The sequence below is a fragment of the Nocardia yamanashiensis genome, from assembly GCF_021183565.1.
In the GTDB taxonomy this organism is placed as follows: domain Bacteria; phylum Actinomycetota; class Actinomycetes; order Mycobacteriales; family Mycobacteriaceae; genus Nocardia; species Nocardia yamanashiensis.
Map to the genome: position 1 here is coordinate 7,899,822 of NZ_CP089226.1, position 21,475 is coordinate 7,921,296.

Genomic DNA, 21,475 nt, shown 5'->3' on the forward strand with positions numbered 1-21,475 from the left:
GTCGGCCGCGCCCGTTTTTCTGTCCGGAATACCGCCCGCACCCCATCGGACCAGCCCATTTCACTACCGGCGGAGTACCGATGGCTGGTCGATTTGTGTGGATCGGCCGGAACTATTCGCGAATGCCCGCGGCTTTCCGGAACCGGCGCTCAGGCCGCGTGCGGAAGCGGCGCGCCGCGCGGCGGCAGTTCGGCGCGGATGCGTTCCAGCAGCTGCCGGGCGCGAGCGCGATGGTTCTCGGCGGCCGCGCCGTCCCCGAGTGCCGCGGCCAGTTCGGCGAGGACGGCGTCCATCGGACCGAAGGCCGTCATCCCGGTCTCGATCCCGGCGATGGTGCCGGTGTGCGGCGAAAGATAGTGGTACAGCTCGCGGATCGCGGCCGTGTCCCCGAACGCCAGCGCCGCCCGCGCCCGCAGCGCCGAGGCCAGGACCGGATACAGCCCGGTCCCGATCGGGTCGGAGGCCTCGAACACCGCCCGCGCCCGCTCCGGTTCACCCGCGTCCAGCAGCGCCAGCACGTACGCCTGCGTCACCGCGTTCGGCAGCACCGGATAGGTCTCGGCGATCGGCCCCGCCAGCTCCGCCAGATCCCCGCGCGCCCACCCCACCGCGATGGCGCAGAACAGCTCCGATTCCCGGTCGTTCATGGTCTGCGCCTTGGTGATCCGCTCCCCGTACTGCGCGTAGAGCCGTTCCGCCGCATCGATATCCCCGCGCAGCAGCTCGGTGGTCGCCGCGAAACAGCTCACCCGATCCAGCAGCGCCCGCAACTGCCCCTCGTCCGCGAATTCCACCGCCAGTCCCGCCTGCCGCCCCGCCTCGCGCAGATCGGCTCGCGCCACCGCCGCCCGATACCCCAGATCGTGCGCCACCGCCCGGTATTCGGCCAGCCCCGCCTCGGTCGCCAGCCCTTCCAGCTCGTCCGCCAGTGCCAAGAACTCGGGCCCGCAATCGAATTCCAGATACGTCACCGCATTGATCGCCGCACAGATCTCTTCGGCTTCGCCCAATTTCCGCGCCACCGCCAGCGCCGACCGCGCCAGCCGCTGCCGCAGCTCGTACTCGTAAACCCCCGTCTCGAACGTCGCCGCGATCAGCAGCTGGATCAAGGTCCGCGTCGACCCGGCTGTCGCCGTCCGCTCGGACAGGACCGCGAACCCGCTCGCCCCCGCGGTCCCTTCCCGCCCCGATGGTGCCGCGAATCCGTTCGCCCCCGCTGTCCCGCCTCGCCCCGGCGACGCAGCCGCCCGAGTTTCGGAGTCCGTATGCCCCGCTGCGCCGTCGGACACCGGCCGAGCCGCGAAGTCCCGGTGGCTCGCTGTCGCATCCGAGACCGGCCGAGCGGTGCGGCCGGTACGGTCCGCTGTCACGTCCGGTGCCGACCGAGCCGTGCGCTCTCCGGCCCCCGGGGGCGTGGCCCATCCGGGTCCTGGCTCGGATCCCGCAGGGCCCGTGGCGATTCCGGTCCCGTCCGAATGGCGGCCGGTCCGGTCCCGGGCGCTGTCGGCCGGCCGGTAGCCGTTGCGGCGGGCCGCCCGGTGGGGAGAGCGCTGCGCGGCAGGCCGTAGCGGGCGAGCGCGCTGGAGAGGGCCTGGCGTATTCGGTTGTCGGGGCGCTTCCATTCGCGGATCGGCCAGATGACGGGTGCGCGCCAGCAGGTGAGGGCCTGGGCGCGCAGGGCCGGGTCATCGAGGCGTTCGGCGAGGTCGAGGGCGCGCCGGCGTTCGGCGCGGGCCTCGCGGTGGTGATTGTCGTAGGCGTAGGCGGCGACCAGGGCGCAGCGGGCGTCGAGCAGGGCGCGGCGGTCGGCGCGGTCGGCGTGCTCGCCGTCGTGACCGGCGAGTTCATGGAGTTCGACGGCGGCGCGGGCCAGGCGCACCGTCTCGTGCCGCATACGGCGGCGCATCCGGCGCCGCGCCGCGTCGTTCACGTATTCGATGGCGTGCCCGGCGGTTTCGGAGCTGGCGCCGAGCAGCGCGTGCCGGGCCAGCACCTCGGAATCCCGGGCGGCGGGATAGGCGTGCGCGTTCGCTTCCAGCAGTTCCAGTGCGGCCCAATGCATCCGGCCGCGCCGCAGGGCGGGTATGCCGAGGTAGACGGTGTCGCGCAGCAGGCTGTGCTCGAAGGTGATGCCGCCGTTGCGGCGCGTGCTGACCAGTCCCGCGTCCTCCGCGGCGGCGAGCAGGTCGATCAGCTCCTCTTCGCTCAGTCCCATGTCCAGGCTGAGGATCCCGAGCTCCACCCCCTGCCCCCAGATCGAGATATGTTGCAGCACTTCGGCCACGCCCGCCGGCAACCGCCCGATCCGGGTATTCACGATCTCCCGGATCGAATCCGGTACCTGATCGGTATTCCCCTGCACCGCAACCAGTTTCGCCAGCTCCCGGACGAACAGCGGATTCCCGCCCGCCCGCTGATGCAATTGCGCCAGCAGTTCCTCGCCCACCGGCTCCACCCCCGCCGCCGCCAGCGCGCCGCGCGTCGCCGCCAGATCCAGCCCGCCCAGCTCCACCCAGGCCGCGGTCTGCGGGGCGAGGGCGGCGGCGGTGGTGTGCACCTGCGGCTCGGCTTCCGAGCGCCGCAGCGTCGCCAGCACCAGGACGGCCTCGTCGCGCAGCCAGCTCACCACCTGCCGCAGCACCTGCAGGGTCGCCGTGTCCGCGCGCTGCACATCCTCGAGCAGCAACACCACCGGCCCGGAAGCGGCCGCGCGCCTACATCGTTGCGCGAGGGTGCGCGACATCGTGAACGGATCGTCGGCGCTCGGCGCGTCGGCTTCGGCGGTGACCGCGTCCAGCCGGCTCAGGATTTCCGACCAGGCCCAGGCCGCCGGCGCGCCCTCGATCTCGGGACAGCTCCCGGTCGCGGCCGTCCAGCCCGCGGCGGTGAGCGCGCCGAGCACGCTCTCGGCCAGCGTCGACTTGCCGATCCCGGTCTCGCCGGTGATCCACGCCAGCCGTAAGCGCCCGCCGCGCTCGGCCTGGATCCCACCGCCCACCCCGTCGGCGATCCGCAGCAGTTCCGACAGCTCGGCCGCATAGCCCGACAGCCCGCCGGGCCGAGCCGTCGAATACCGGTGCGGCGCCGGGCTTCCGGCATCGCCCACCCGGGGCTCCGAATCGACGGCCTGATTCAGTATCGCGATCTCCAACTGCCGCAACGCGATACCCGGATCGATCCCGTATTCCCCGCTCAGGAATTCTCGTGCCCGCCGGATCGTGGTGAGCGCCTCCAGCTGCTGGCCCAGCCGGTACTGCGCCGACGCCAGCAGCCGCACCAGCTCCTCGCGCCCCGGATGCGCCTCGAACAACGGCCGCAGCGCGAGTGCCACCTCCCCGGCGCGGCCCAGTTCGAGTTTGGCCTGGGCGTCGAGTTCGACGGCGGTGAGATGCAGTTCGGTGAGCCGATTCGCCTCGGCCGCAGCCCATTCGGATTCCGCGAACGCTTCCAGCGCGGGCCCGTGCCATTGCGCGAGCACATTTTCCAGCATTCCGCTGCGCACCGCCGGATCCGGAATTTCCCGCGGATTGCCGACGATTTCCTGATAGTTTCGCAGCCGCTCCTCGAAGGCCCAGGCATCGACCGCGTGCTCCGCCATTTTCAAGGCATATCCGGACGATTCGGACACGATATAGCGGGCCGGCGCCCGGCGCGGGCGATCCGGTTCGAACAGCCGCCGCAGATTGTGAATATGCACCTGCAGTACCGAAGCGGCTTTCGCGGGCGGCCGGCCCTCCCAGAGGTCGTCGATGAGGCGTTCGGTGGAAACCGCCTGACCTCGGGCGACGATGAGCCGGCCGAGTACGGATCGCTGCATGGGAGTTCCGAGCGGCACGTCCCGCCCGCCGACCGACAGGAGCAGGGGGCCGAGCACCCGTAGTTCCGCTCCGGTCATTCGCGCCCTCCTACGCCCCAAAAGCAAACCGGACGTTCGCCACAAGAAGAGCACTATCTCGCAAAAACCTCGAGATGCCAAAAGGTTGCTAAACAGTTGTCGAATAGTTACGGACCGGCACGCCGGCGCCCGAAAACCCGTGCTAAAGAATTCTATTCGCATGGCTAAGCAGTGACGATCGTCGCACAACTCGGCCGGAAGTCAACCGGAAGAGCCGTGCGCGACACTTCCGAGTGGAAGCAACCTGAGCGAAGGGCGGTTGGCATGTCCCAGCAATCGGATTTCCCGCGCGGAATCGGTGAAACCGGAGTCGAACCGGATCACGCCGGCTTCTATCTGGATCGCGACGGCGACATCTGGGAGAAACAGTCGCGCGGCTGGCGCTTAGTGCTGCAGCGCGGCGTCGCCGTCGACCCGCTGTCGCTATGGGATTGGACCGACGGCCACGTGCGCGACTACGCGCCGTTCGCCCCGGTGGGAGCGGGCAACTGACACCTCCCGCCGCACCGGCTATTTCGGGACGATCACCCCGGTGAGGTGGTCGTAGGCCACCTGCGCGTGCAAGCGCACCCCCGTGACGAGGGTGTCGTCATCGGCGTAGAAGTGCGGATTGTGGTTCATGAACAGCCCGCGCCCGCCCGCGACCGGCACCGGCATCCCCTCGGCGTTCAATTCCGCGTCCTGCACCCCGAGCGTCACATACAGCCCGCCGTACTTGTTCACGAATTCGGACACATCGTCGTACCCGAGCGTCGCCCCGGTCGGCACTACCCGCTCGTCCCCGGCCACCCGCCGGAAGGTCGGCAGGGCGGCGTCCGTCCACGCCTGCTCGTTGTGCACCGCGGGCACGTCCTGCAGGAATTCCACGGTGGCCGAACAGTTATAGGCCTGCGCGGAATGTTCGGCGAGCGTCCGCACCCGCTTCTGCACCTCGCCCATATCGGCTTCCATCGAGCAGCGGATCGTGCCCCAGAGCGTCACGCTCTGCCCGATGATATTGAACCGCCCGACGTCCTCGACATGCCCGATGCTCACCGTCACCGGATCGAAGGCGCTCACCTGCCGGTAGATCTGCCCGATGCCGGTAAGGATCGCGCCCGCCGCGGGCAGCGGATCGATACCCATCCACGGCGTGGACCCGTGCACCTGCTGCCCGGTGATGCCGATCTTGATCAGGCAGGACGCGCCGAACTGATTGCCGACCCGATACCCGATGTACCCCTTCGGATACGGCGTGACGTGGAAGCCGAACGCCATCGTCGGCTCCGGGTCGTCGAGCGCGCCCTCGGCGAGCATCTCTCGCGCCCCGCCCTTTTCGTCGACCGGCGGCCCTTCCTCGGCGGGCTGGAAGACGAAAAGCACTGTCCCCGGTAGTTTCTCGCGCATCCCGGCGAGCACGGTCGCCGCGCCCAGGAGCATCGCGGTATGGCAGTCGTGCCCGCAGGCGTGCGATACCGGGAACGGCCCGCCCGGATAGTTCTGATCCACCACGTGCGAGGCGAACGGCACGCCGCACAGGTCCGGCACCGGCAGCGCGTCGATATCGGCGCGCAGCGCGATCACCCGATCGCCGGGCAGGCCGCCCCGCAGCACGCCCACCACCCCGTACCCGGCAACCCCCCTACGCACTTCGTCGAGACCGAGCGAGGTCAGCTCGTTCGCGATCAGGGCCGCGGTATTCACTTCGCGATTGGACAGTTCCGGGTGCTGGTGCAGATGCCGCCGCCACCGCACGACCTGCGCGGCTGTCGCCTGTGCCCGGGAGTCGAGTTCGTCGTAACTGGCGCTCATCCGGCTCCGTCCGGTCGGTCCGATGTCCGAACACAAACTCGTCACAGCGTATTGCCGTCCTCGGTGAGGCTACTACTGTGAGAGTCGAGTTCGCCATCCGTTAGCTGACGCGCCGGCACACTCTTCGACCGAGGAGGTCGACGCGCCACCCGATGCCACGAGGTGATCATGACTCAGGGTTGGCCAGGTTCGATGGGATCGTTCGACTCGTTCGACGACATCTTCAATCGCTTCTTCAGCTCCGGGATGTCCCGGCAGCCACCGGTACAGCGGATCGATCTGAGTCGTTTGCTGAGTGAAAGCTCGAAACAGGTGGTGGACGGTGCGCGGCAGGCGGCGCACGACTGGGGGAGCGCCGAGATCACCCCCGAGCACCTGCTCTACGCGGCCGCGGACATCGAACCGGCGAAGAGCATCATCGCCGAGATCGGCCGGGACCCGAAGCAATTGCGCGAGACGATGCGCGCGGCCGCCGGCAGCGGCGTCGGCGCGCACGGCGGCGATCACGCCCTCGCCCTCAGCCCCGCCGCGAAGCTCGCCCTGCGGAATTCGCAGCGGAGCGCCGCCGAGGCGGGCAGCAGCTATATCGGACCGGAGCACATCCTCCTCGGCATCGCCGCCACCGACAGCCCCGCGGCGCAGGCCCTCGCGGGCGCGAAGATGCCCGCGAGTAGCGCCCCGAACGCGCCGAAACCGCCGAGCGAGACCCCGACCCTGGACGAGTACGGCCGCGACCTCACCGCCGAAGCCCGGGCGGGCCGGGTCGATCCCGTCGTCGGCCGGGCCGCGGAGATCGAGCAGACGATCGAGATCCTCTCCCGGCGGCGCAAGAACAATCCGGTGCTCATCGGCGATCCGGGCGTCGGAAAGACCGCCATCGTCGAGGGTCTCGCGCAGCGGATCGTGAACGGGGATGTGCCCGCGACGCTCGCCGACCGCCGAGTCGTCGCCCTGGACGTGAGTTCCATGGTCGCCGGTAGCAAGTACCGGGGCGAATTCGAGGAGCGGCTCACGAAGGTGCTCGACGAAGTCCGTGCGCACTCCGACGAACTCGTGATCTTCATCGACGAACTGCACACGATCGTCGGCGCGGGCGGCGGTGGCGAGGGATCCATGGACGCCGGGAATATGCTCAAGCCCGCGCTCGCCCGCGGCGAACTGCACGCGATCGGCGCGACCACGATCGACGAATACCGCAAGTACATCGAGAAGGACGCCGCGCTCGAACGCCGCTTCCAGCCGGTTCTCGTCAGTGAGCCGTCGGTCGCGGACACCATCGAGATCCTGCGCGGGCTCGTCGACGTGTACGAGGAACACCATCAGGTGCGCTATCTCGACGAGGCGCTCATCGCCGCCGCCGAACTCTCCGACCGCTACCTCACCGACCGTTTCATGCCGGACAAGGCGATCGATCTCGTCGACCAGGCGGGCGCGCGGGTCCGACTACGCACGCGCACACCGGATCCGAAGGTGCGCGAACTCGACGAGGAGCTACGCCGCCTGAACCGGGAGAAGGACGCCGCGGTCGCGGGCGAGGACTACGAGAAGGCGAACAAGCTCAAGGCGCAGATCGGGAAGCTCGAGCAGCAGACCGAGGACGAGTTCGATCGCACCTCCATCCCGACCGTCGAGGTCACCGATATCGCCGAGGTCGTCTCGCGCCAGACCGGCATCCCGGTCGCCGATCTCACCACCGAGGAACGGCAGAAGCTGCTGAAACTCGAAGAGGCGCTGCATAAGCGGGTCATCGGCCAGGAGGAGGCGATCGTCGCGGTCTCCGAGGCGGTCCGCCGCGCCCGCGCCGGCATGAAGGACCCGAACCGTCCGATCGGCTCCTTCCTCTTCCTCGGCCCGACCGGCGTCGGCAAGACCGAACTCGCGAAAGCCCTCGCGGAGCAGGTATTCGGCGACGAGGATCGCCTCATCCGCTTCGACATGAGCGAATTCCAGGAGAAGCACACGGTCTCCCGTCTCGTCGGCGCGCCGCCCGGATACGTCGGCTACGACGACGCCGCCCAGCTGACCGACAAGGTCCGCCGGCAGCCGTACTCCGTCATCCTCTTCGACGAGGTCGAGAAGGCGCACCCCGACGTCTTCAATGTTCTCCTCCAGCTCCTCGACGACGGCCGCGTCAGCGATTCGAAGGGCCGCACCGTCGATTTCAAGAACACGATCGTCATTCTCACGAGCAATATCGGGTCGGATCTGATCCTCTCCGCGAAGGACGGCGACCTCGACTCGATCACCCCCCTCCTGGAAGAGCGTCTCCGCCAGCACTTCCGGCCCGAATTCCTGAACCGCCTCGACGAGCAGATCATCTTCCATCGTCTCGACCAGGCCCAGCTCCGGAATATCGTGAACCTCGTCCTCGACGGGACGCGCCGCCGGCTGCGCGCTCAGGACATCGAACTCGACGTCTCGGACAAGGCGATGGACTGGCTCGCCGAGAACGGCTACCAGCCGGAATTCGGTGCGCGCCCGCTCAAGCGCACCGTGCAGAAGCAGCTCGATAATGCGCTCTCGAAGAAGATCCTCGACGGCGCTCTCGCTCCGGGCGACACGGTCCGCATCGACGCGGACGAGAACGGTCTCGAGATCGAGGCGATCCATCACACCGGCGGGCAGAAGACCGACGCGAAGATCGAGGAGGAATCTATCCTCTCCGTCCCGAAGTCCGGTAAGGGCTCGAAGTCCGAGCACGCGAACGGGAACGGGAACGGGAAGGCCACCGGCAAGAGCTCGAAGGGCAAGGCCTCCACGAAGAACTGACCCCGGAAAGCCGCAGCGCCGCATCGGATCCCGACGCGGCGCTGCTCCTTCTCTTCCCTTCTCCCGCTACCGCCGCGCACGAGCCGTCAACTGCCCGTACCCGATCACGTGACTGTTCATCGTGAACGTCGCCACGGCGGGCGGCGTACTCGCCGGCAACTCCAGGCTCGCCGTATCCAGCGCGACGACCGTGATCACGTACTCGTGCGCCCTATCCCCGGCCGGCGGGCAGGGCCCCAGATACCCGGTCGCCCCGGCATCGTTCGTCCCCGCGACACCGACCGCCCCGCCCCCGAACTCCCTCGCCTGCACCGGAATATCCCAGTTCAGCCAATGCCAGAACCCGCTCCCCGTCGGCGCATCCCGATCGAACATCGTCACCGCGAAGCTCCGCGCCCCCTCCGGAACCCCCGACCATTCGATCCGCGGCGCCCGCCCGGCCTCGCTGCACCCGAACGCATTCGCCCAGAACCCCCGCGGAATCGCCTCCCCGGCACCGATATCGGCACTACGGACCTCGAATCGCGCGGCGGTATCCGGAATCCCGGACCGCACGTTCACGCCCGAAGCTCCGGCGTCGCCACTCTCGGCGCCACACCCGCCGGTCCCGACCGCCACGACCGCCGCCCCGATAACCGCGGCGATGGATCCTGCAGTGCGCTTCATGACGTCCTCCAACAGCTCTCTTGCTCCCTTGCGTGGGCATCATTGAAGCAGAGCGGTTCCAAGATATGAAACCACTTTCCTAATATATGAGACGCAAGGCGAAGTAACCCGAAGCCTAGTCCCTTGTCATTAATCCCGAACCCGCGTTAACTTCCGTAAATGACCGACGCCCCCGCCCCGCAGCCCCTACCCCTAGGTGACCGCTTCGCCGAGGGCCCATTCCCGCCTCACCACCCCGGCTGCTTCGGCTGCGGCCCCGCGAACCCCGCATCCCCCCGAATCACCTTCCAGCGCCAAGGAAACCTGGTAAAAGGAACCTTCACCCTAGATCTCCGCCATCAGGGCGCCCCCGGCGTAGCCCACGGCGGCATCCTCGCCGCCGCCCTCGACGAAGCCTCCGGCGCCGTCCTCGTCCCCCTCCAACTCCCCGCCGTAACCGCGAAACTAGACGTCACCTACACCGCCCCCGCCCGCATCCACCGAGAACTCCAAGTCACTTCCCACCTGGTCGCCCGAGCCGGCCGAAAACTCTTCATCCACGCCGCCATCACCGACGACGAATCCCCGATAGCCTCCGCCGACGCCCTCTTCATCGAAGTACCCCCCGCCCACTTCCTCCAGTTCGGCGCCACCCCCGGCGAACTGCCCAGCGTCGGCGTCTAACAGTCGAGTGGCACACCAGCGCGCTCGAATCGGGCAAATCCCCTCGGTGGTGTGCCGCTCGACTATCAGAACAGGGTGGGTGGGTCGGTGGGGATCGGGTGGGGGAGGGGAGCTAGCGCGGGGACGAGGGCTCGGACCTCGTCGTGGAAGCGGCGGGAGAGGGTGCGGGCTTGGGCGTTGTCGGGGGTGTGGATGAAGACGGTCGGGGAGCGGCCTTCGCGGAGCCAGGCGGCTGTCGTGTGGACCCAGGGCTGCCAGCCGGCGATGGTCGTCGCGGCGTCGTCGCGGCCGTGGTAGCGGACGATCGGGTATTCGGTGAGGGCCTTCGTGCGGCGCGGGACTCGCGGTTTCTTCGCGTAGGCCTCTTGTTCGGCGGGGCTGACGGGCGGCGTCGCGAAGAGGACGGTGGTGTCGAACGGAATCCATTCCGAGCCGGTATGTTCCAGCAGCGCTTCCAATTGAGCTATGGCTCTGGGGTTTTCGAAGAAAGCGGGATGGCGGACTTCGACAGCCGTCCGGTAGTGCGATGGCAGCCCCTCGAGCAGGTTCGACAGCGCGCGCAGGTCGGTGAACGACGCCGGCAGCTGAATCCAGAGGGCGTGCAGGCGGCGGCCGAGGGGCGCGATCGCGTCGAGGAAGCTGTTCATATCGTCGTCGATGCCGGAGAGGCGGCGGTCGTGGGTGACGGTGCGGGGCAGCTTCATGACGAAGCGGAAGTCGGGATCGGTTTGGCGGGACCAGGACTCGACGGTGCGGCGCTGCGGAGTCGCGTAGAAGGTGGTGTTGCCTTCGACGGCATTGCACCAGGAGGAGTAGGCGCGCAGGCGCTCGGCCGGGGGTAGCGGCTTTTCCTGCCATTCCGGGTGTGTCCACATTGCGCATCCCACGTGCAGCCGCATACCTGCCACGTTAGGTCAAGGACTTCTTGGGCCGCAGCCAACCGAAGGTAAGCTCCACGGCTCGGCGCCAATTGTCGTACTCCTCGGCACGCAGTGTCGGATCCATGCGCGGCGTCCACTGCGCGGCGACTCGCCAGTTGTGCCGCAGACCTTCCAGATCCGGCCAGTAACCGACCGCGAGCCCCGCCGCGTAAGCCGCTCCGAGGGAAACGGTTTCGGCGACTATCGGGCGCATGACCGGTATGTCGAGCACGTCGGCGATGATCTGCATGAGCAGGTTGTCCGACGTCATACCGCCCGCCACGCGCAGCGCCTCGGCGTGCAATCCGGAGTCGGCGTTCATGGCCTCGACCACGTCCCGGGTCTGCCAGGCGGTGGCCTCCAGCACCGCTCTGGCGATGTGCCCCTTGGTGATATACGACGTGAGCCCGATGAGCAGACCGCGCGCGTCACTGCGCCAGTGCGGCGCGTACAGCCCGGAGAAGGCGGGCACGAGATAGCATCCGCCATTGTCTTCGACTGTGCCCGCGAGGGTTTCGATCTCCGGCGCGCTCGCGATGAGTCCGATATTGTCGCGCAGCCACTGCACGAGCGACCCGGTGACCGCGATCGGCCCTTCGAGGGCGTACACCGGCTCCGAGCCCACCTGATATCCGATGGTGGTGAGCAGCCCGTGCTTGGAGCGCACCAGCTCCCGCCCGGTGTTCATGAGCAGGAATCCGCCTGTGCCGTAGGTGCATTCGGTCTCCCCGGGCGCGAAACAGGTCTGCCCGAACAGCGCCGCGTGCTGATCCCCCAGCGCCGCCGCGATCCGCACGCCCGGCACCGCCTTGCGCGCTATCCCGAAGTCCCCGGTGGACGGTTCGATGCGTGGCAGCATGGCGGCCGGGATATCGAAGAAGCGCAGCAGTTCGGAGTCCCAGTCCAGGGTTTCGAGATTCATGAGCAGCGTGCGCCCGGCATTCGTGACGTCGGTGACGTGCACGCCGTGATCGGCCCCGCCGGTGAGATTCCAGATCAGCCAGGTCTCCATGGTCCCGAACAGCACCTCGCCGCGTTCGGCCCGCGCCCGCAGCCCGGGCACCGAATCGAGCAGCCAGCGCAGGCGCGGTGCGGCGAAGTAGGTAGTGAGAGGCAGGCCGCAGAGTTCCCGGATACGTTCCGCCCCGGGCTTTTCCCGGAATTCGCTGACGAGTTCCTCGGTGCGCACGTCCTGCCAGACGATGGCCCGCCCGATCGGCGTCCCGGTATTGCGATCCCAGACGACGGTCGTCTCACGCTGATTCGCGATGCCGATCGCCGCCACCTGATCGGCGGTGATCCCCGAATCCCGCAGTGCCGCAGGCACGATGCGCTCGACATTCCGCCAGATCTCCAGCGCGTCCTGCTCCACCCAGCCCGGTCGCGGGTAGTACTGCCGTTGCTCGCGCTGCGCCACCCCGGCCAGCCGCGCGCGCTGATCGAACAGGATGCACCGGGTGGAGGTGGTGCCCTGATCGATGGCCAGCACATACCGTTGCGTCATTCGCGCGCGCTCCTGTCGTCTGCGAAAGTCATTGTGCGCCACCGAGATCACGGGATACCGCCGCGGCGGCATCGCGCACCTGGACGACGAGCGGCGGCCGGAAGCGGAGTTGCCCGTCGCAGAGGTGATCGATCGGCCCGGTGATCCCGATCGCGCCCACCACCAGTCCGCCGCGCCCGCGAATCGGCGCCGCGATGCCCGCCTCCCCGGCCCGGTACTCCCCGATATCCCCGGCCCAGCCGGTGCGCCGGACCTCCGTGAGCGCCCGCCCGAGCGCCGCCCGATCGGTGAGGGTGCGATGGGTGAGCGCGGGCAGCTCCGCCTCGCGCACCGCGGCCGACAGCTGAGAGTCATAGGCCAGCAACACTTTTCCGAGCGCGGTCGCGTGCGGCGGCAGCATCTCGCCGACCTCGAGGGCTTGCTCGCTGTTGTCCGGCCGGAAGACGTGGTGCACGACGGACACCCCGCCGTTCACGAGCGCGGCGATCCGCACCGACTCCCCGCTGCGCGCCGCGAGCGCGTCCGCGCGATTGATGGCACGCGACCGCAACTCATTGGCATCCAGCATGCCGCCGCCGAGTTCCCGCAGCGCCGACCCGAGCTGATACTTCCCGCTCGCCAGATCCTGATCCACGAATCCGACGCCCTGGAGCGTGCGCAATATGCCGTGCACGGTCGGTTTCGCGAGGCCGAGCGCGGCGGCGATCTCGCCCACGCCCATGCGCCCGGAGCCGCGCGCGAGCAGCCGCAGGACAGCGGCGGCGCGTTCGATCGACTGGATCGGTCCGGGCATATCGGAAACCTATCAGCAAACCGTTCGGCATTGTCGAACGGCAACCCTGGGCGACATCACGATCGCTTCCTAACGTGGACGTCGGGCGTAGTGACTCAATGACGAGTTTCCGGGAAGGACCGAGATGACGCAGTACGTCGGAGCCATTGATCAGGGCACCACCAGCACCCGCTTCATGGTTTTCGATCACGGCGGGAATGTGGTTGCCCGCCACCAGCTCGAGCACGAGCAGATCCTGCCGCAGGCCGGCTGGGTGGAGCACAATCCCGACGAGATCTGGGAGCGCACCCGCACCGTCATCAAGAGCGCCCTCGCCGGGGCGAACCTCACCGCGAAAGACCTCGCCGCGGTCGGCGTCACGAATCAGCGGGAGACCACGATCGTGTGGAACCGCAAGACCGGGCGGCCGTACTACAACGCGATCGTCTGGCAGGACACCCGCACCGATCGCATCATCGCCGAGATCGAGAAGGCCGGGCATACGGAACTGATTCGCGGCCGCGCCGGACTACCGCCGGCCCCGTACTTCTCCGGCGGCAAGCTGAAGTGGATCCTCGATAATGTCCCGGGCGTGCGGGCCGCCGCCGAACAGGGCGACGCGCTCTTCGGCACCCCCGACACCTGGCTGATCTGGAATCTCACGGGCGGCGTGCACGGCGGCGTCCATGTCACCGATCCCACGAACGCCTCGCGGACGATGCTGATGGATCTCGAAACCCTGGACTGGGACGAGGAATTGCTCGCCGTGTTCGGGGTGCCGCGCGCGATGCTGCCGCGGATCGTCCCCTCGTCGAACCCCGAGACCTTCGGCACGACGAATCCGGACGGTCCGTTCAAGGGTGCGGTGAAAATCGCCGGTGTACTCGGCGATCAGCAGGCCGCGACCGTGGGGCAGGTCTGCTTCCGGCCCGGTGAGGCGAAGAACACGTACGGCACCGGGAACTTCCTGATGCTGAATACCGGTACAGAGATTGTGCACTCGAAGCACGGACTGCTGACGACGGTCGCCTACCAATTCGGCGACGAGAAGCCGGTTTACGCCCTGGAGGGATCCATCGCGGTCACCGGCTCCGCCGTGCAGTGGCTGCGCGATCAGCTCGGAATCATTTCCGGCGCAGCGCAGATCGAGAATCTGGCGCGCCAGGTGCCGAACACCGGCGGGGTGTACTTCGTGCCCGCCTTCTCGGGTCTGTTCGCCCCTTACTGGCGGGCGGATGCGCGCGGCGTGATCGTCGGGCTGTCCCGGTTCTCGAACAATGCCCATCTGGCCCGGGCGACGCTCGAATCCATCTGCTACCAGACCCGCGACGTGGTCGAGGCGATGCAGCAGGATTCCGGGGTGAAGCTCGATACCCTGCGCGTGGACGGCGGCGTGACCGCGAACGAACTCGCGATGCAGATCCAGGCCGACTTCCTCGGCGTCCCGGTCTCGCGGCCGGTCGTACCCGAGACGACCGCGCTCGGCGCGGCCTATGCGGCCGGACTCGCGGTCGGGTTCTGGAAGAACACCGACGAACTCGTGGCGAACTGGCACGAGGACAAGAACTGGCAGCCGACCTGGAGCGAGGAGCAGCGGCAGCGCGGGTACGCGCGCTGGCTGAAGGCCGTCTCGCGCACGCTCGACTGGGTCGATCTCGACGATGACGAGATGGACTGACCCGCAATGACTTACCGCACCGACGACAACAAGGAGCATGTCGTGTCCGCACATCTGGATCCCGCCTACCGCGCCCGCGCGATCGATTCGCTGGGTGACACCGAGATCGACGTCCTCGTCATCGGCGGAGGTGTGACGGGCGCCGGCGCCGCACTCGATGCCGCCTCGCGCGGCCTGTCCGTCACCCTCGTCGAGGCCCGCGACTTCGCCGCCGGCACCTCGAGCCGGTCCTCGAAACTCATCCACGGTGGCCTGCGCTACCTCGAGCAGTACGACTTCGCGCTCGTGCGTGAGGCTTTGAAGGAACGCGGGCTGCTTTTGAACAAGCTCGCCCCGCACCTCGTGCACCCGGTGTCCTTCCTCTTCCCCCTCCAGAAGCACTACGAGCGCTTCTACATCGGCGCGGGCATCGCCCTTTACGACACGATGGGCGGCGCGCGCTCGGTGCCGATGCACCGGCACCTGAGCCGTTCCAGCGCACTGGATCTCGCGCCCGCTCTGAAGGAAGACGCCATGACCGGCGCGATCCGCTACTACGACGCGCAGGTCGACGATGCCCGCCATACGATGATGGTCGCCCGGACCGCGGCCCAGCACGGCGCGACCGTTCTCACGCGCACGAAGGTGACCGGCCTGCTCCGCGAAGGCGAGCGGGTCGTCGGCGCGAAGGTGACCGATCTGGAAACCGGTCTGGAGCACAGCATCCGGGCGAAGACGGTGATTTCGGCGACCGGCGTCTGGACCGACGACATGATCCGGATGACCGGGGTGGACTTCCCGTTCCATGTGCGCATGTCGAAGGGCGTGCACATCATGGTGCCGCGGGAACGCCTGAATATGGACACCGGCCTGGCGATGAAGACCGAGAAGTCGGTGCTCTTCGTGATCCCGTGGGCCGAGCACTGGATCATCGGCACGACGGATACCGACTGGACCCTGGACAAGAACCATCCGACCGCGAGCGCGGCGGATGTCCAGTACATCCTCGACCATGTGAATTCCCTGCTCCGCGAACCGCTTACGCGCGCCGATATCGTCGGCACGTACGCCGGTCTGCGGCCGCTGATGACGGGCGCGTCGAAGGAGACCTCGAAGCTCTCGCGGGAGCACGCGGTCGCCGAACCGGCTCCCGGCCTCTTCGTGATCGCGGGCGGGAAGTACACGACCTACCGGGTGATGGCCTCCGACGTGATCGATGCCGCCGCGGAACGGCTCGGTAGCGATGTCGCGCCGTCCGTGACCGCGAACCTGCCGATCCTCGGCGCGGTCGGCTACCAGGACATGCTCGACGATCTCGCCGGTGTCGCCGCCCGCGCGGAGGTCCCGGTCGCGGTCGTCGAGCATCTGCTCGGCCGCTACGGTTCGCTCGCGAACGAGATCTTCGACCTCGTCGCCGCGGTTCCCGAACTCGCGCAGCCGATTCCGGGTGCGGAGGATTACATCGCCGCGGAGGCCGTCTACGCGGTCACGCACGAGGGCGCGATGCATCTCGACGATCTCCTTACCCGCCGTACCCGGATCTCGATCGAGGTTCCGGACCGCGGCCTGAAGGCGGCTCCCGAGATCGCCCGTCTTATCGCCCCGCACCTCGGGTGGGATGACGATCGTACGAACGCCGAGACGAATCGCTACTACGACCGCGTGCACGCGGAACTCGCGGCGAACGAGGCGAACGACGACGAGGCGGCGAACGCGGCCCGTCTTGTCGCCGTGAGCTGATCTTCTCGGGGATTTATCGATAGACCGAAAGCGCTGTGCCGGAAGGGATTCCGGCGCAGCGCTGGTCGTCGTTCCGCCGACTTTCCGCCCCTTCCGCCGGTTTGTTTCCCGGCTCCCGAGGCCCTAGCGTGTTTCTAGAGATTTGCCAGAGGAAAGACCGTAGAGTCTTTTTCGGCATCGCAGCGACCGCCGACCGGGAGGCGCAGTTATGGACTTCAGCTCGATTTTTCTAAGTGAAGCACTAGGCACGGGAGTGCTGATCCTGCTCGGTGCGGGCGTGGTAGCGAACGTATTGCTGGCTAGGTCGAAAGGTCTCGACGGCGGCTGGCTCCTGATCACTTTCGGCTGGGGCCTCGGCGTCTTCGGCGGCGTCTACGTCGCGTATAAGACCGGCGGCCATCTGAACCCGGCCGTGACTATCGGGAATCTCTTCGCCGGCGCCGAGGAGTACGCCCCCGGCGTCCCCGTGAACTTCACGAATACGGTCGCGTATATCTCCGGCCAGCTCGTCGGCGCCTTCCTCGGCGCCTGCCTCGCCTTCCTCGCGTACAAGAAGCACTTCGACGCCGAGCCCGACGATACGAAGAAGCTCGCCGTCTTCGCGACCGGCCCGGCGATCCGCTCCTATCGCTGGAACTTCCTTACGGAAGTGATCGCGACCTTCGCCCTCGTCTACGTAATCCTCGCCTTCGGCCATACCCCGAGCGGCCTCGGCCCCCTCGCCGCCGCCCTCCTCGTCGTCGGTATCGGCGCCTCCCTCGGCGGCCCGACCGGCTACGCGATCAACCCTGCCCGCGACCTGGCCCCGCGCCTCGCCTACGCCCTCCTCCCGACGAGCCGCCCCGCGAACGTCCTCCCCGAGCGCATCCCCGCCGACATCTCCGCCGGTGGTTCGGCCGAACGCATCCCCGAACAGCTCCCGGCGAACGCCGCCCCCGGCCACAAAACCGCCGACTGGTCCTACGCCTGGGTCCCCGTTTTCGGTCCCCTGCTCGGGGGCGCACTCGCTGGATTGACCGCCCAGGTCTTCCTCTGAGGCAGGCGCCGACCGGCTAAACATCTTTGTGTCTCATTTCACATAACTATTTGGATACGCGGGCGGGCGGGTAACCGGTCATGGTCCGAGTTCATTCGAATAGAGGAAATCGGAGATGAGCACTGATATGGCGACTTTTTCCGAAGTACCCGGTACTGCCCGCGCGGGACGTGATCCCTACGACGACATCGAGCCCTGGCTCGCCGAACTGGCGGCGTTCGACACGGACGACCCCGGACGGCCGGTCCTGCGGGAGCGGATCATCGAGCGGTGTCTGCCGCTCGCCGAGCACATCGCGCGGCGGTTCGCGGGGCGGGGAGAGGCGTTCGAGGATCTGCTGCAGATCGCTCGGGTGGGGCTGGTGCTGGCCGTCGACCGGTTCGATACGACGCGTGGCACCACATTCCTGTCATATGCGGTGCCCACGATCATGGGCGAGGTGCGCCGGCACTTCCGCGATACGAGTTGGTCGGTGCGGGTGCCGCGCCGGCTGAAGGAGCTGCATCTGCGGATCACCGCGGTCACCCCGGACCTCGCGCAGCGGTTGAATCGGATGCCGAACGCGGGCGATCTGGCGTCCGAACTCGGCACCGATCGCGAGGAGATCGCGCAGGCCCTGGTGGCGGCGAACGGCTACAGTCATGATTCCCTGGATGCGGAGCTCGAAACCGAAAGCACCGCAAAGGTTTCCCGGCTGCACACGCTCGGCGTCGAGGAACCGGCCTACGACCTGGTCGACGAAACCCTCACCGTGGAGCCCCTGCTGGACACCCTCTCCGACCGCGAACGCACCGTGCTGGAACTGAGCTTCTTCCAATCGCGGACGCAGTCGCAGATCGGCGCCGAACTGGGCGTCTCCCAGATGCAGGTCTCCCGAATCCTGAACCGCACCCTGCGCACCCTGCGCGAACGCGCCCTCGCCGCGTGACGGGTCATTCGGCCGGCGCCGTGCTCCCGCCCACCAGCCGGACGATCCGCACGGCGGCGAACAGCGCCGCCACCGCCACGATGCCCGCCACGGTGACGACGTGTTCGACATTCACCGCGGGCACCCAGTGCACGCTGCCGCCCCGGATCACATAGGCCCCGACCGGTTTCGCGCCGAGACCGAAACCGGCGCCGGACCCTTCGGCGCCCTCCTGGATGCCGCCGCCGCCGCCGCCGCCCCCGGCGATCGCCGAGACGGGGATGACGGTGACGCCGTCGTGCTCGACGGGTTCCGCGAAAACCCGATGGCTGGTGAGGGATTCGCGAGTGGCGGACAACAGCTCTTGAACGTTCATGGTGCGGCCTCCATCGGGGACCGGCCTGAACCGCCGGTCGCTGCGGCTCATCTCATTGTCGGGTCCCCGATGGCGTCGCGGTGCGGGTTCAGCCGATCAGGATCGATTCCTTGTCCGCGCGTTGGGCTTCGCGGGCCAGGGAGCGGTCGCGCTGCTCTTCGAAGCGGACCACGTCGCGGCGCAGCTTGTCGAGGTAATCGCCCAGGTTGTTGCGGATTTCGTCGCCGCGCGGGCCGAAGTCGTTGCGCTCGAAGACATTCCACTTCTTGAGTACGGGCATGATCACCTCTTCGAGGTGCTGGCGCAGGTCGTAGATGCCGTGCTTGGCCATCAGTACGCCGTTGCGGCGGAAGTTCGGCATGCCCGCGCCGGGCATCTGGAAGGTCATGATGATGTTGGAAATCGCCTCCATGGCCTGGTCGGGGGACAGGTCCAGCGCCGCGCCGCAGAGATTGCGGTAGAAGATCATGTGCAGGTTTTCGTCGGCGGCGATGCGCTGCAACATTTTGTCCGCTATGGGGTCATTGCACACTTTGCCGGTATTGCGATGAGAAACGCGAGTCGCTAATTCCTGGAAAGTGACATAAGCGACGGAATACATAAATCCGGCAGCGTTATACGCCGCCTGGGTGCCGACATAGTTCTTGATGAGATTGGCCGCCCGGTAGCCATTGGTCATATGCACCATGCGCGCGTTCTCCAATGCCACCGGATCCACCCCGCGGGTCACCACGAGATAGTCGCGAATCACGATGCCGTGCCGGTTCTCCTCGGCGGTCCAGCGGCCCACCCAGGTGCCCCAGGCGCCGTCCTGGGAGAAGTTCTCGGCGATTTCCCGGTGATAGCTGGGCAGATTGTCCTCGGTGAGAAGATTGGTGATCATGGCGGCCTTGGCGACCTCGCTGAGTTGCGACTGCTCCGGATCCCAATCGATCCCGCCCATTGCTGCAAAGTTGCGGCCTTCCGTCCACGGCACATAGTCGTGTGGATGCCAATCCTTGGCCATGGATAGATGCCTGTTCACATTCTGCTCGGCGATCGGCTCCAGCTCGATGAGCAACTCGAGCTGAGTGAGATTCCTGGCCACGGTCGTGCGCCTCCCTTGAAATGGCTCGTCGCTGCGGAATGATGGTGGAGATCAACGCCTGTCAGCCGGAATGGCCGGCAGTGGAACGAGGGGATTCCAGGCGATCGCCGCGTCGGCCGCGGGGGAGCATCCGAGGGAATCCGGGATGCCCGCGTGTCCATGAGGAGACTGGTCGGCTTCGCCTCGGATAATCTAGCCCAGTTCGCCCGAGATTGGCTCTACACCCCGCCGAAGTTCTTCGCGGTGGGTTCGTTCGCTAGCTGCAAAACAGTCCTTGACAGCCCACGCGGATCGAGTCTTGGTTCGCCGGAGCATTGCTACGGAGAGTGAACAATGCAGACGCCCAACCGAAGGAAGTTCCCCGATGTCGTCGTGACCTCCCTCGCCGCCACCACCTCGATCGCCGGTGACGTCGACTCCACCTGGAAGGGACTGCTCAACGGCGAGAGCGGAATCGACGTCCTGGAAGACACCTTCCTCGACGATTTCGACCTGCCGGTGCGCATCGGCGGCCACCTCAAAGTCGAACCGGGCACGGCCCTCACCCGCGCGGAGACCCGGCGCTGGTCCTACGTCGAGCAGATGGCCGCCGTCCTGGGCCGCGAGGTCTGGCGCAATGCCGGCAGCCCGGAGGTGGACGGCGACCGGCTCGGCGTCGCCATCGGCACCGGCCTGGGCGGCGCGGAGGTGCTCATGCAGGCCCGCGACCGGCTGCAGGCGGGCGGCTACCGCAAGGTGTCGCCGATGACCGTGCAGGCCATCATGCCGAACGGCCCGGCGGCCGTGGTGAGTTGCGAGCTGGGCGCGAGGGCCGGTGTGACAACGCCGGTTTCGGCTTGTTCGTCCGGTTCCGAGGCGATCGCGAACGCCTGGCGGATGATCGTCATGGGCGATGCCGACATGGTCGTCACCGGCGGCGTGGAGGGTTCCATCCAGGCGCTGCCGATCGCCGGCTTCTCCATGATGCGCGCCATGAGCACCCGCAATCACGATCCCAAGGCCGCCTCGCGCCCGTTCGACAAGGATCGCGACGGCTTCGTCTTCGGCGAGGCGGGCGCGCTGATGATCATCGAGACCGAGGAGCACGCCAAGGCCCGCGGCGCGAAGATCCACGCCCGCATCATGGGCGCGGGAATCACCTCCGACGGTTTCCATCTCGTCGCCCCGGACCCGGAGGGCAGCGGCGCCGCCCGGGCCATGTCCCGCGCCATGGAGCACGCCGGGATCACCAAAGCCGATGTCTCCCATATCAATGCGCACGCCACCGCCACCCCGATCGGTGACTACGCCGAGGCGAACGCCATCAAGCAAGCGGTGGGCAACCATGCCGCGGTGTACGCGCCGAAGTCCGCTCTCGGGCATTCCATCGGCGCCGTCGGAGCCCTCGAATCGGTCATCACGGTGCTCAGCGTGCGCGACGGAATCGTCCCGGCCACTCTCAATTTGGACAATCAGGACCCCGAAATCGACCTGGACGTGGTCAAGGGCACGGCACGGACCGGTCAGTACGACTACGCGCTCAACAACTCCTTCGGCTTCGGCGGTCACAATGTCGCCATCGCCTTCGGCCGGTACTGAGTGACGTACGAATCGACACCCTGTTAGAGTTCTCCAGCCCCAGCTACTTCCGGGCCTTCGTGTCGATCTTTGTTCGGTGTCACTGCACAGCCACGCTCGGCTGTGAGTTGAAAA

At 67.6% G+C, this 21,475-nt stretch carries 17 protein-coding genes; 8 read left to right on the forward strand and 9 right to left on the reverse strand.

All coding sequences use genetic code 11. From position 1 onward, the window contains the following. Nucleotides 1-149: 149 nt before the first annotated feature. The gene (locus LTV02_RS36430) at nt 150-1,109 is read right to left on the reverse strand and encodes a hypothetical protein (RefSeq protein ID WP_233036059.1); all 960 of its coding nucleotides are present in this window, start codon (nt 1,107-1,109) and stop codon (nt 150-152) included. A 257-nt stretch (nt 1,110-1,366) separates the two neighbouring features. Further along, complete coding sequence (locus LTV02_RS36435; protein WP_233036060.1) at nt 1,367-3,895, reverse strand: BTAD domain-containing putative transcriptional regulator; 2,529 nt, start codon at nt 3,893-3,895, stop codon at nt 1,367-1,369. A gap of 264 nt (nt 3,896-4,159) precedes the next feature. Here LTV02_RS36435 and LTV02_RS36440 point away from each other — a divergent pair, with 264 nt between their 5' ends. Next, nucleotides 4,160-4,387, forward strand: a complete 228-nt coding sequence (locus LTV02_RS36440; RefSeq protein ID WP_233036061.1) for a hypothetical protein — start codon at nt 4,160-4,162, stop codon at nt 4,385-4,387. A gap of 18 nt (nt 4,388-4,405) precedes the next feature. On the opposite strand, the gene LTV02_RS36445 is transcribed toward LTV02_RS36440, so the two are convergent. Continuing rightward, nucleotides 4,406-5,686 carry a M20 metallopeptidase family protein gene (locus LTV02_RS36445; RefSeq protein WP_233036062.1) on the reverse strand — a complete coding sequence of 427 codons (1,281 nt, stop codon included), beginning with the start codon at nt 5,684-5,686 and terminating at the stop codon, nt 4,406-4,408. A 168-nt stretch (nt 5,687-5,854) separates the two neighbouring features. Between LTV02_RS36445 and LTV02_RS36450 the strand changes: the two genes are divergently transcribed. After that, complete coding sequence (locus LTV02_RS36450; protein WP_233036063.1) at nt 5,855-8,455, forward strand: ATP-dependent Clp protease ATP-binding subunit; 2,601 nt, start codon at nt 5,855-5,857, stop codon at nt 8,453-8,455. A gap of 66 nt (nt 8,456-8,521) precedes the next feature. Here the strand turns inward: LTV02_RS36450 and LTV02_RS36455 are convergent, their stop codons facing one another. After that, the gene (locus LTV02_RS36455; RefSeq protein ID WP_233036064.1) at nt 8,522-9,121 is read right to left on the reverse strand and encodes a YbhB/YbcL family Raf kinase inhibitor-like protein; all 600 of its coding nucleotides are present in this window, start codon (nt 9,119-9,121) and stop codon (nt 8,522-8,524) included. Nucleotides 9,122-9,280: 159 nt separating this feature from the next. On the opposite strand from LTV02_RS36455, the gene LTV02_RS36460 reads away from it, so the two are divergent. Further along, the gene (locus LTV02_RS36460; protein WP_233036065.1) at nt 9,281-9,784 is read left to right on the forward strand and encodes a PaaI family thioesterase; all 504 of its coding nucleotides are present in this window, start codon (nt 9,281-9,283) and stop codon (nt 9,782-9,784) included. A gap of 65 nt (nt 9,785-9,849) precedes the next feature. Here the strand turns inward: LTV02_RS36460 and LTV02_RS36465 are convergent, their stop codons facing one another. From LTV02_RS36465 to LTV02_RS36475, 3 genes are read right to left on the reverse strand one after another with little or no spacing between them, the layout of a single operon-like run. Beyond that, the gene (locus LTV02_RS36465) at nt 9,850-10,659 is read right to left on the reverse strand and encodes a DUF72 domain-containing protein (RefSeq protein WP_233036066.1); all 810 of its coding nucleotides are present in this window, start codon (nt 10,657-10,659) and stop codon (nt 9,850-9,852) included. Between the two features lie 34 nt (nt 10,660-10,693). Next, entirely contained in the window at nt 10,694-12,208 is a 1,515-nt protein-coding gene (gene glpK, locus LTV02_RS36470; RefSeq protein WP_233036067.1) for a glycerol kinase GlpK, read from the reverse strand. A 28-nt stretch (nt 12,209-12,236) separates the two neighbouring features. Next, entirely contained in the window at nt 12,237-13,001 is a 765-nt protein-coding gene (locus LTV02_RS36475; RefSeq protein WP_233036068.1) for an IclR family transcriptional regulator, read from the reverse strand. A 124-nt stretch (nt 13,002-13,125) separates the two neighbouring features. On the opposite strand from LTV02_RS36475, the gene glpK (LTV02_RS36480) reads away from it, so the two are divergent. From glpK (LTV02_RS36480) to LTV02_RS36495, 4 genes are all read left to right on the forward strand, one after another. After that, the gene (glpK, locus tag LTV02_RS36480; protein ID WP_233036069.1) at nt 13,126-14,658 is read left to right on the forward strand and encodes a glycerol kinase GlpK; all 1,533 of its coding nucleotides are present in this window, start codon (nt 13,126-13,128) and stop codon (nt 14,656-14,658) included. 6 nt (nt 14,659-14,664) lie between these two features. Further along, the gene (gene glpD / locus LTV02_RS36485) at nt 14,665-16,377 is read left to right on the forward strand and encodes a glycerol-3-phosphate dehydrogenase (protein ID WP_233036070.1); all 1,713 of its coding nucleotides are present in this window, start codon (nt 14,665-14,667) and stop codon (nt 16,375-16,377) included. A 253-nt stretch (nt 16,378-16,630) separates the two neighbouring features. After that, nucleotides 16,631-17,413: an MIP/aquaporin family protein gene (locus LTV02_RS36490; protein WP_233036071.1), complete on the forward strand. Its 783-nt coding sequence runs from the start codon at nt 16,631-16,633 to the stop codon at nt 17,411-17,413. 115 nt (nt 17,414-17,528) lie between these two features. Next, a complete protein-coding gene (locus LTV02_RS36495) occupies nt 17,529-18,341 on the forward strand; it encodes a SigB/SigF/SigG family RNA polymerase sigma factor (RefSeq protein ID WP_233036072.1) in 813 nt (270 codons plus the stop codon). A 4-nt stretch (nt 18,342-18,345) separates the two neighbouring features. On the opposite strand, the gene LTV02_RS36500 is transcribed toward LTV02_RS36495, so the two are convergent. Next, on the reverse strand, nt 18,346-18,696 hold the full coding sequence (locus tag LTV02_RS36500; protein WP_233036073.1) for a spore germination protein GerW family protein: 351 nt from the start codon (nt 18,694-18,696) through the stop codon (nt 18,346-18,348). An 88-nt stretch (nt 18,697-18,784) separates the two neighbouring features. Continuing rightward, nucleotides 18,785-19,783 carry an acyl-ACP desaturase gene (locus LTV02_RS36505; RefSeq protein WP_233036074.1) on the reverse strand — a complete coding sequence of 333 codons (999 nt, stop codon included), beginning with the start codon at nt 19,781-19,783 and terminating at the stop codon, nt 18,785-18,787. A gap of 333 nt (nt 19,784-20,116) precedes the next feature. Here LTV02_RS36505 and LTV02_RS36510 point away from each other — a divergent pair, with 333 nt between their 5' ends. Next, complete coding sequence (locus LTV02_RS36510; RefSeq protein WP_233036075.1) at nt 20,117-21,361, forward strand: KasA/KasB family beta-ketoacyl-ACP synthase; 1,245 nt, start codon at nt 20,117-20,119, stop codon at nt 21,359-21,361. Nucleotides 21,362-21,475: the final 114 nt, after the last annotated feature.

What these genes read in the sequence shown, in the direction of transcription:
- LTV02_RS36435 (WP_233036060.1), bottom strand. Translation starts at nt 3,895, where the DNA reads ATGACCGGAGCGGAACTACGGGTGCTCGGCCCCCTGCTCCTGTCGGTC.
- LTV02_RS36440 (WP_233036061.1), top strand. Translation starts at nt 4,160, where the DNA reads ATGTCCCAGCAATCGGATTTCCCGCGCGGAATCGGTGAAACCGGAGTC.
- LTV02_RS36445 (WP_233036062.1), bottom strand. Translation starts at nt 5,686, where the DNA reads ATGAGCGCCAGTTACGACGAACTCGACTCCCGGGCACAGGCGACAGCC.
- LTV02_RS36450 (WP_233036063.1), top strand. Translation starts at nt 5,855, where the DNA reads ATGACTCAGGGTTGGCCAGGTTCGATGGGATCGTTCGACTCGTTCGAC.
- LTV02_RS36455 (WP_233036064.1), bottom strand. Translation starts at nt 9,121, where the DNA reads ATGAAGCGCACTGCAGGATCCATCGCCGCGGTTATCGGGGCGGCGGTC.
- LTV02_RS36460 (WP_233036065.1), top strand. Translation starts at nt 9,281, where the DNA reads ATGACCGACGCCCCCGCCCCGCAGCCCCTACCCCTAGGTGACCGCTTC.
- LTV02_RS36465 (WP_233036066.1), bottom strand. Translation starts at nt 10,659, where the DNA reads ATGTGGACACACCCGGAATGGCAGGAAAAGCCGCTACCCCCGGCCGAG.
- glpK (WP_233036067.1), bottom strand. Translation starts at nt 12,208, where the DNA reads ATGACGCAACGGTATGTGCTGGCCATCGATCAGGGCACCACCTCCACC.
- LTV02_RS36475 (WP_233036068.1), bottom strand. Translation starts at nt 13,001, where the DNA reads ATGCCCGGACCGATCCAGTCGATCGAACGCGCCGCCGCTGTCCTGCGG.
- glpK (WP_233036069.1), top strand. Translation starts at nt 13,126, where the DNA reads ATGACGCAGTACGTCGGAGCCATTGATCAGGGCACCACCAGCACCCGC.
- glpD (WP_233036070.1), top strand. Translation starts at nt 14,665, where the DNA reads ATGACTTACCGCACCGACGACAACAAGGAGCATGTCGTGTCCGCACAT.
- LTV02_RS36495 (WP_233036072.1), top strand. Translation starts at nt 17,529, where the DNA reads ATGAGCACTGATATGGCGACTTTTTCCGAAGTACCCGGTACTGCCCGC.
- LTV02_RS36500 (WP_233036073.1), bottom strand. Translation starts at nt 18,696, where the DNA reads ATGAACGTTCAAGAGCTGTTGTCCGCCACTCGCGAATCCCTCACCAGC.
- LTV02_RS36510 (WP_233036075.1), top strand. Translation starts at nt 20,117, where the DNA reads ATGCAGACGCCCAACCGAAGGAAGTTCCCCGATGTCGTCGTGACCTCC.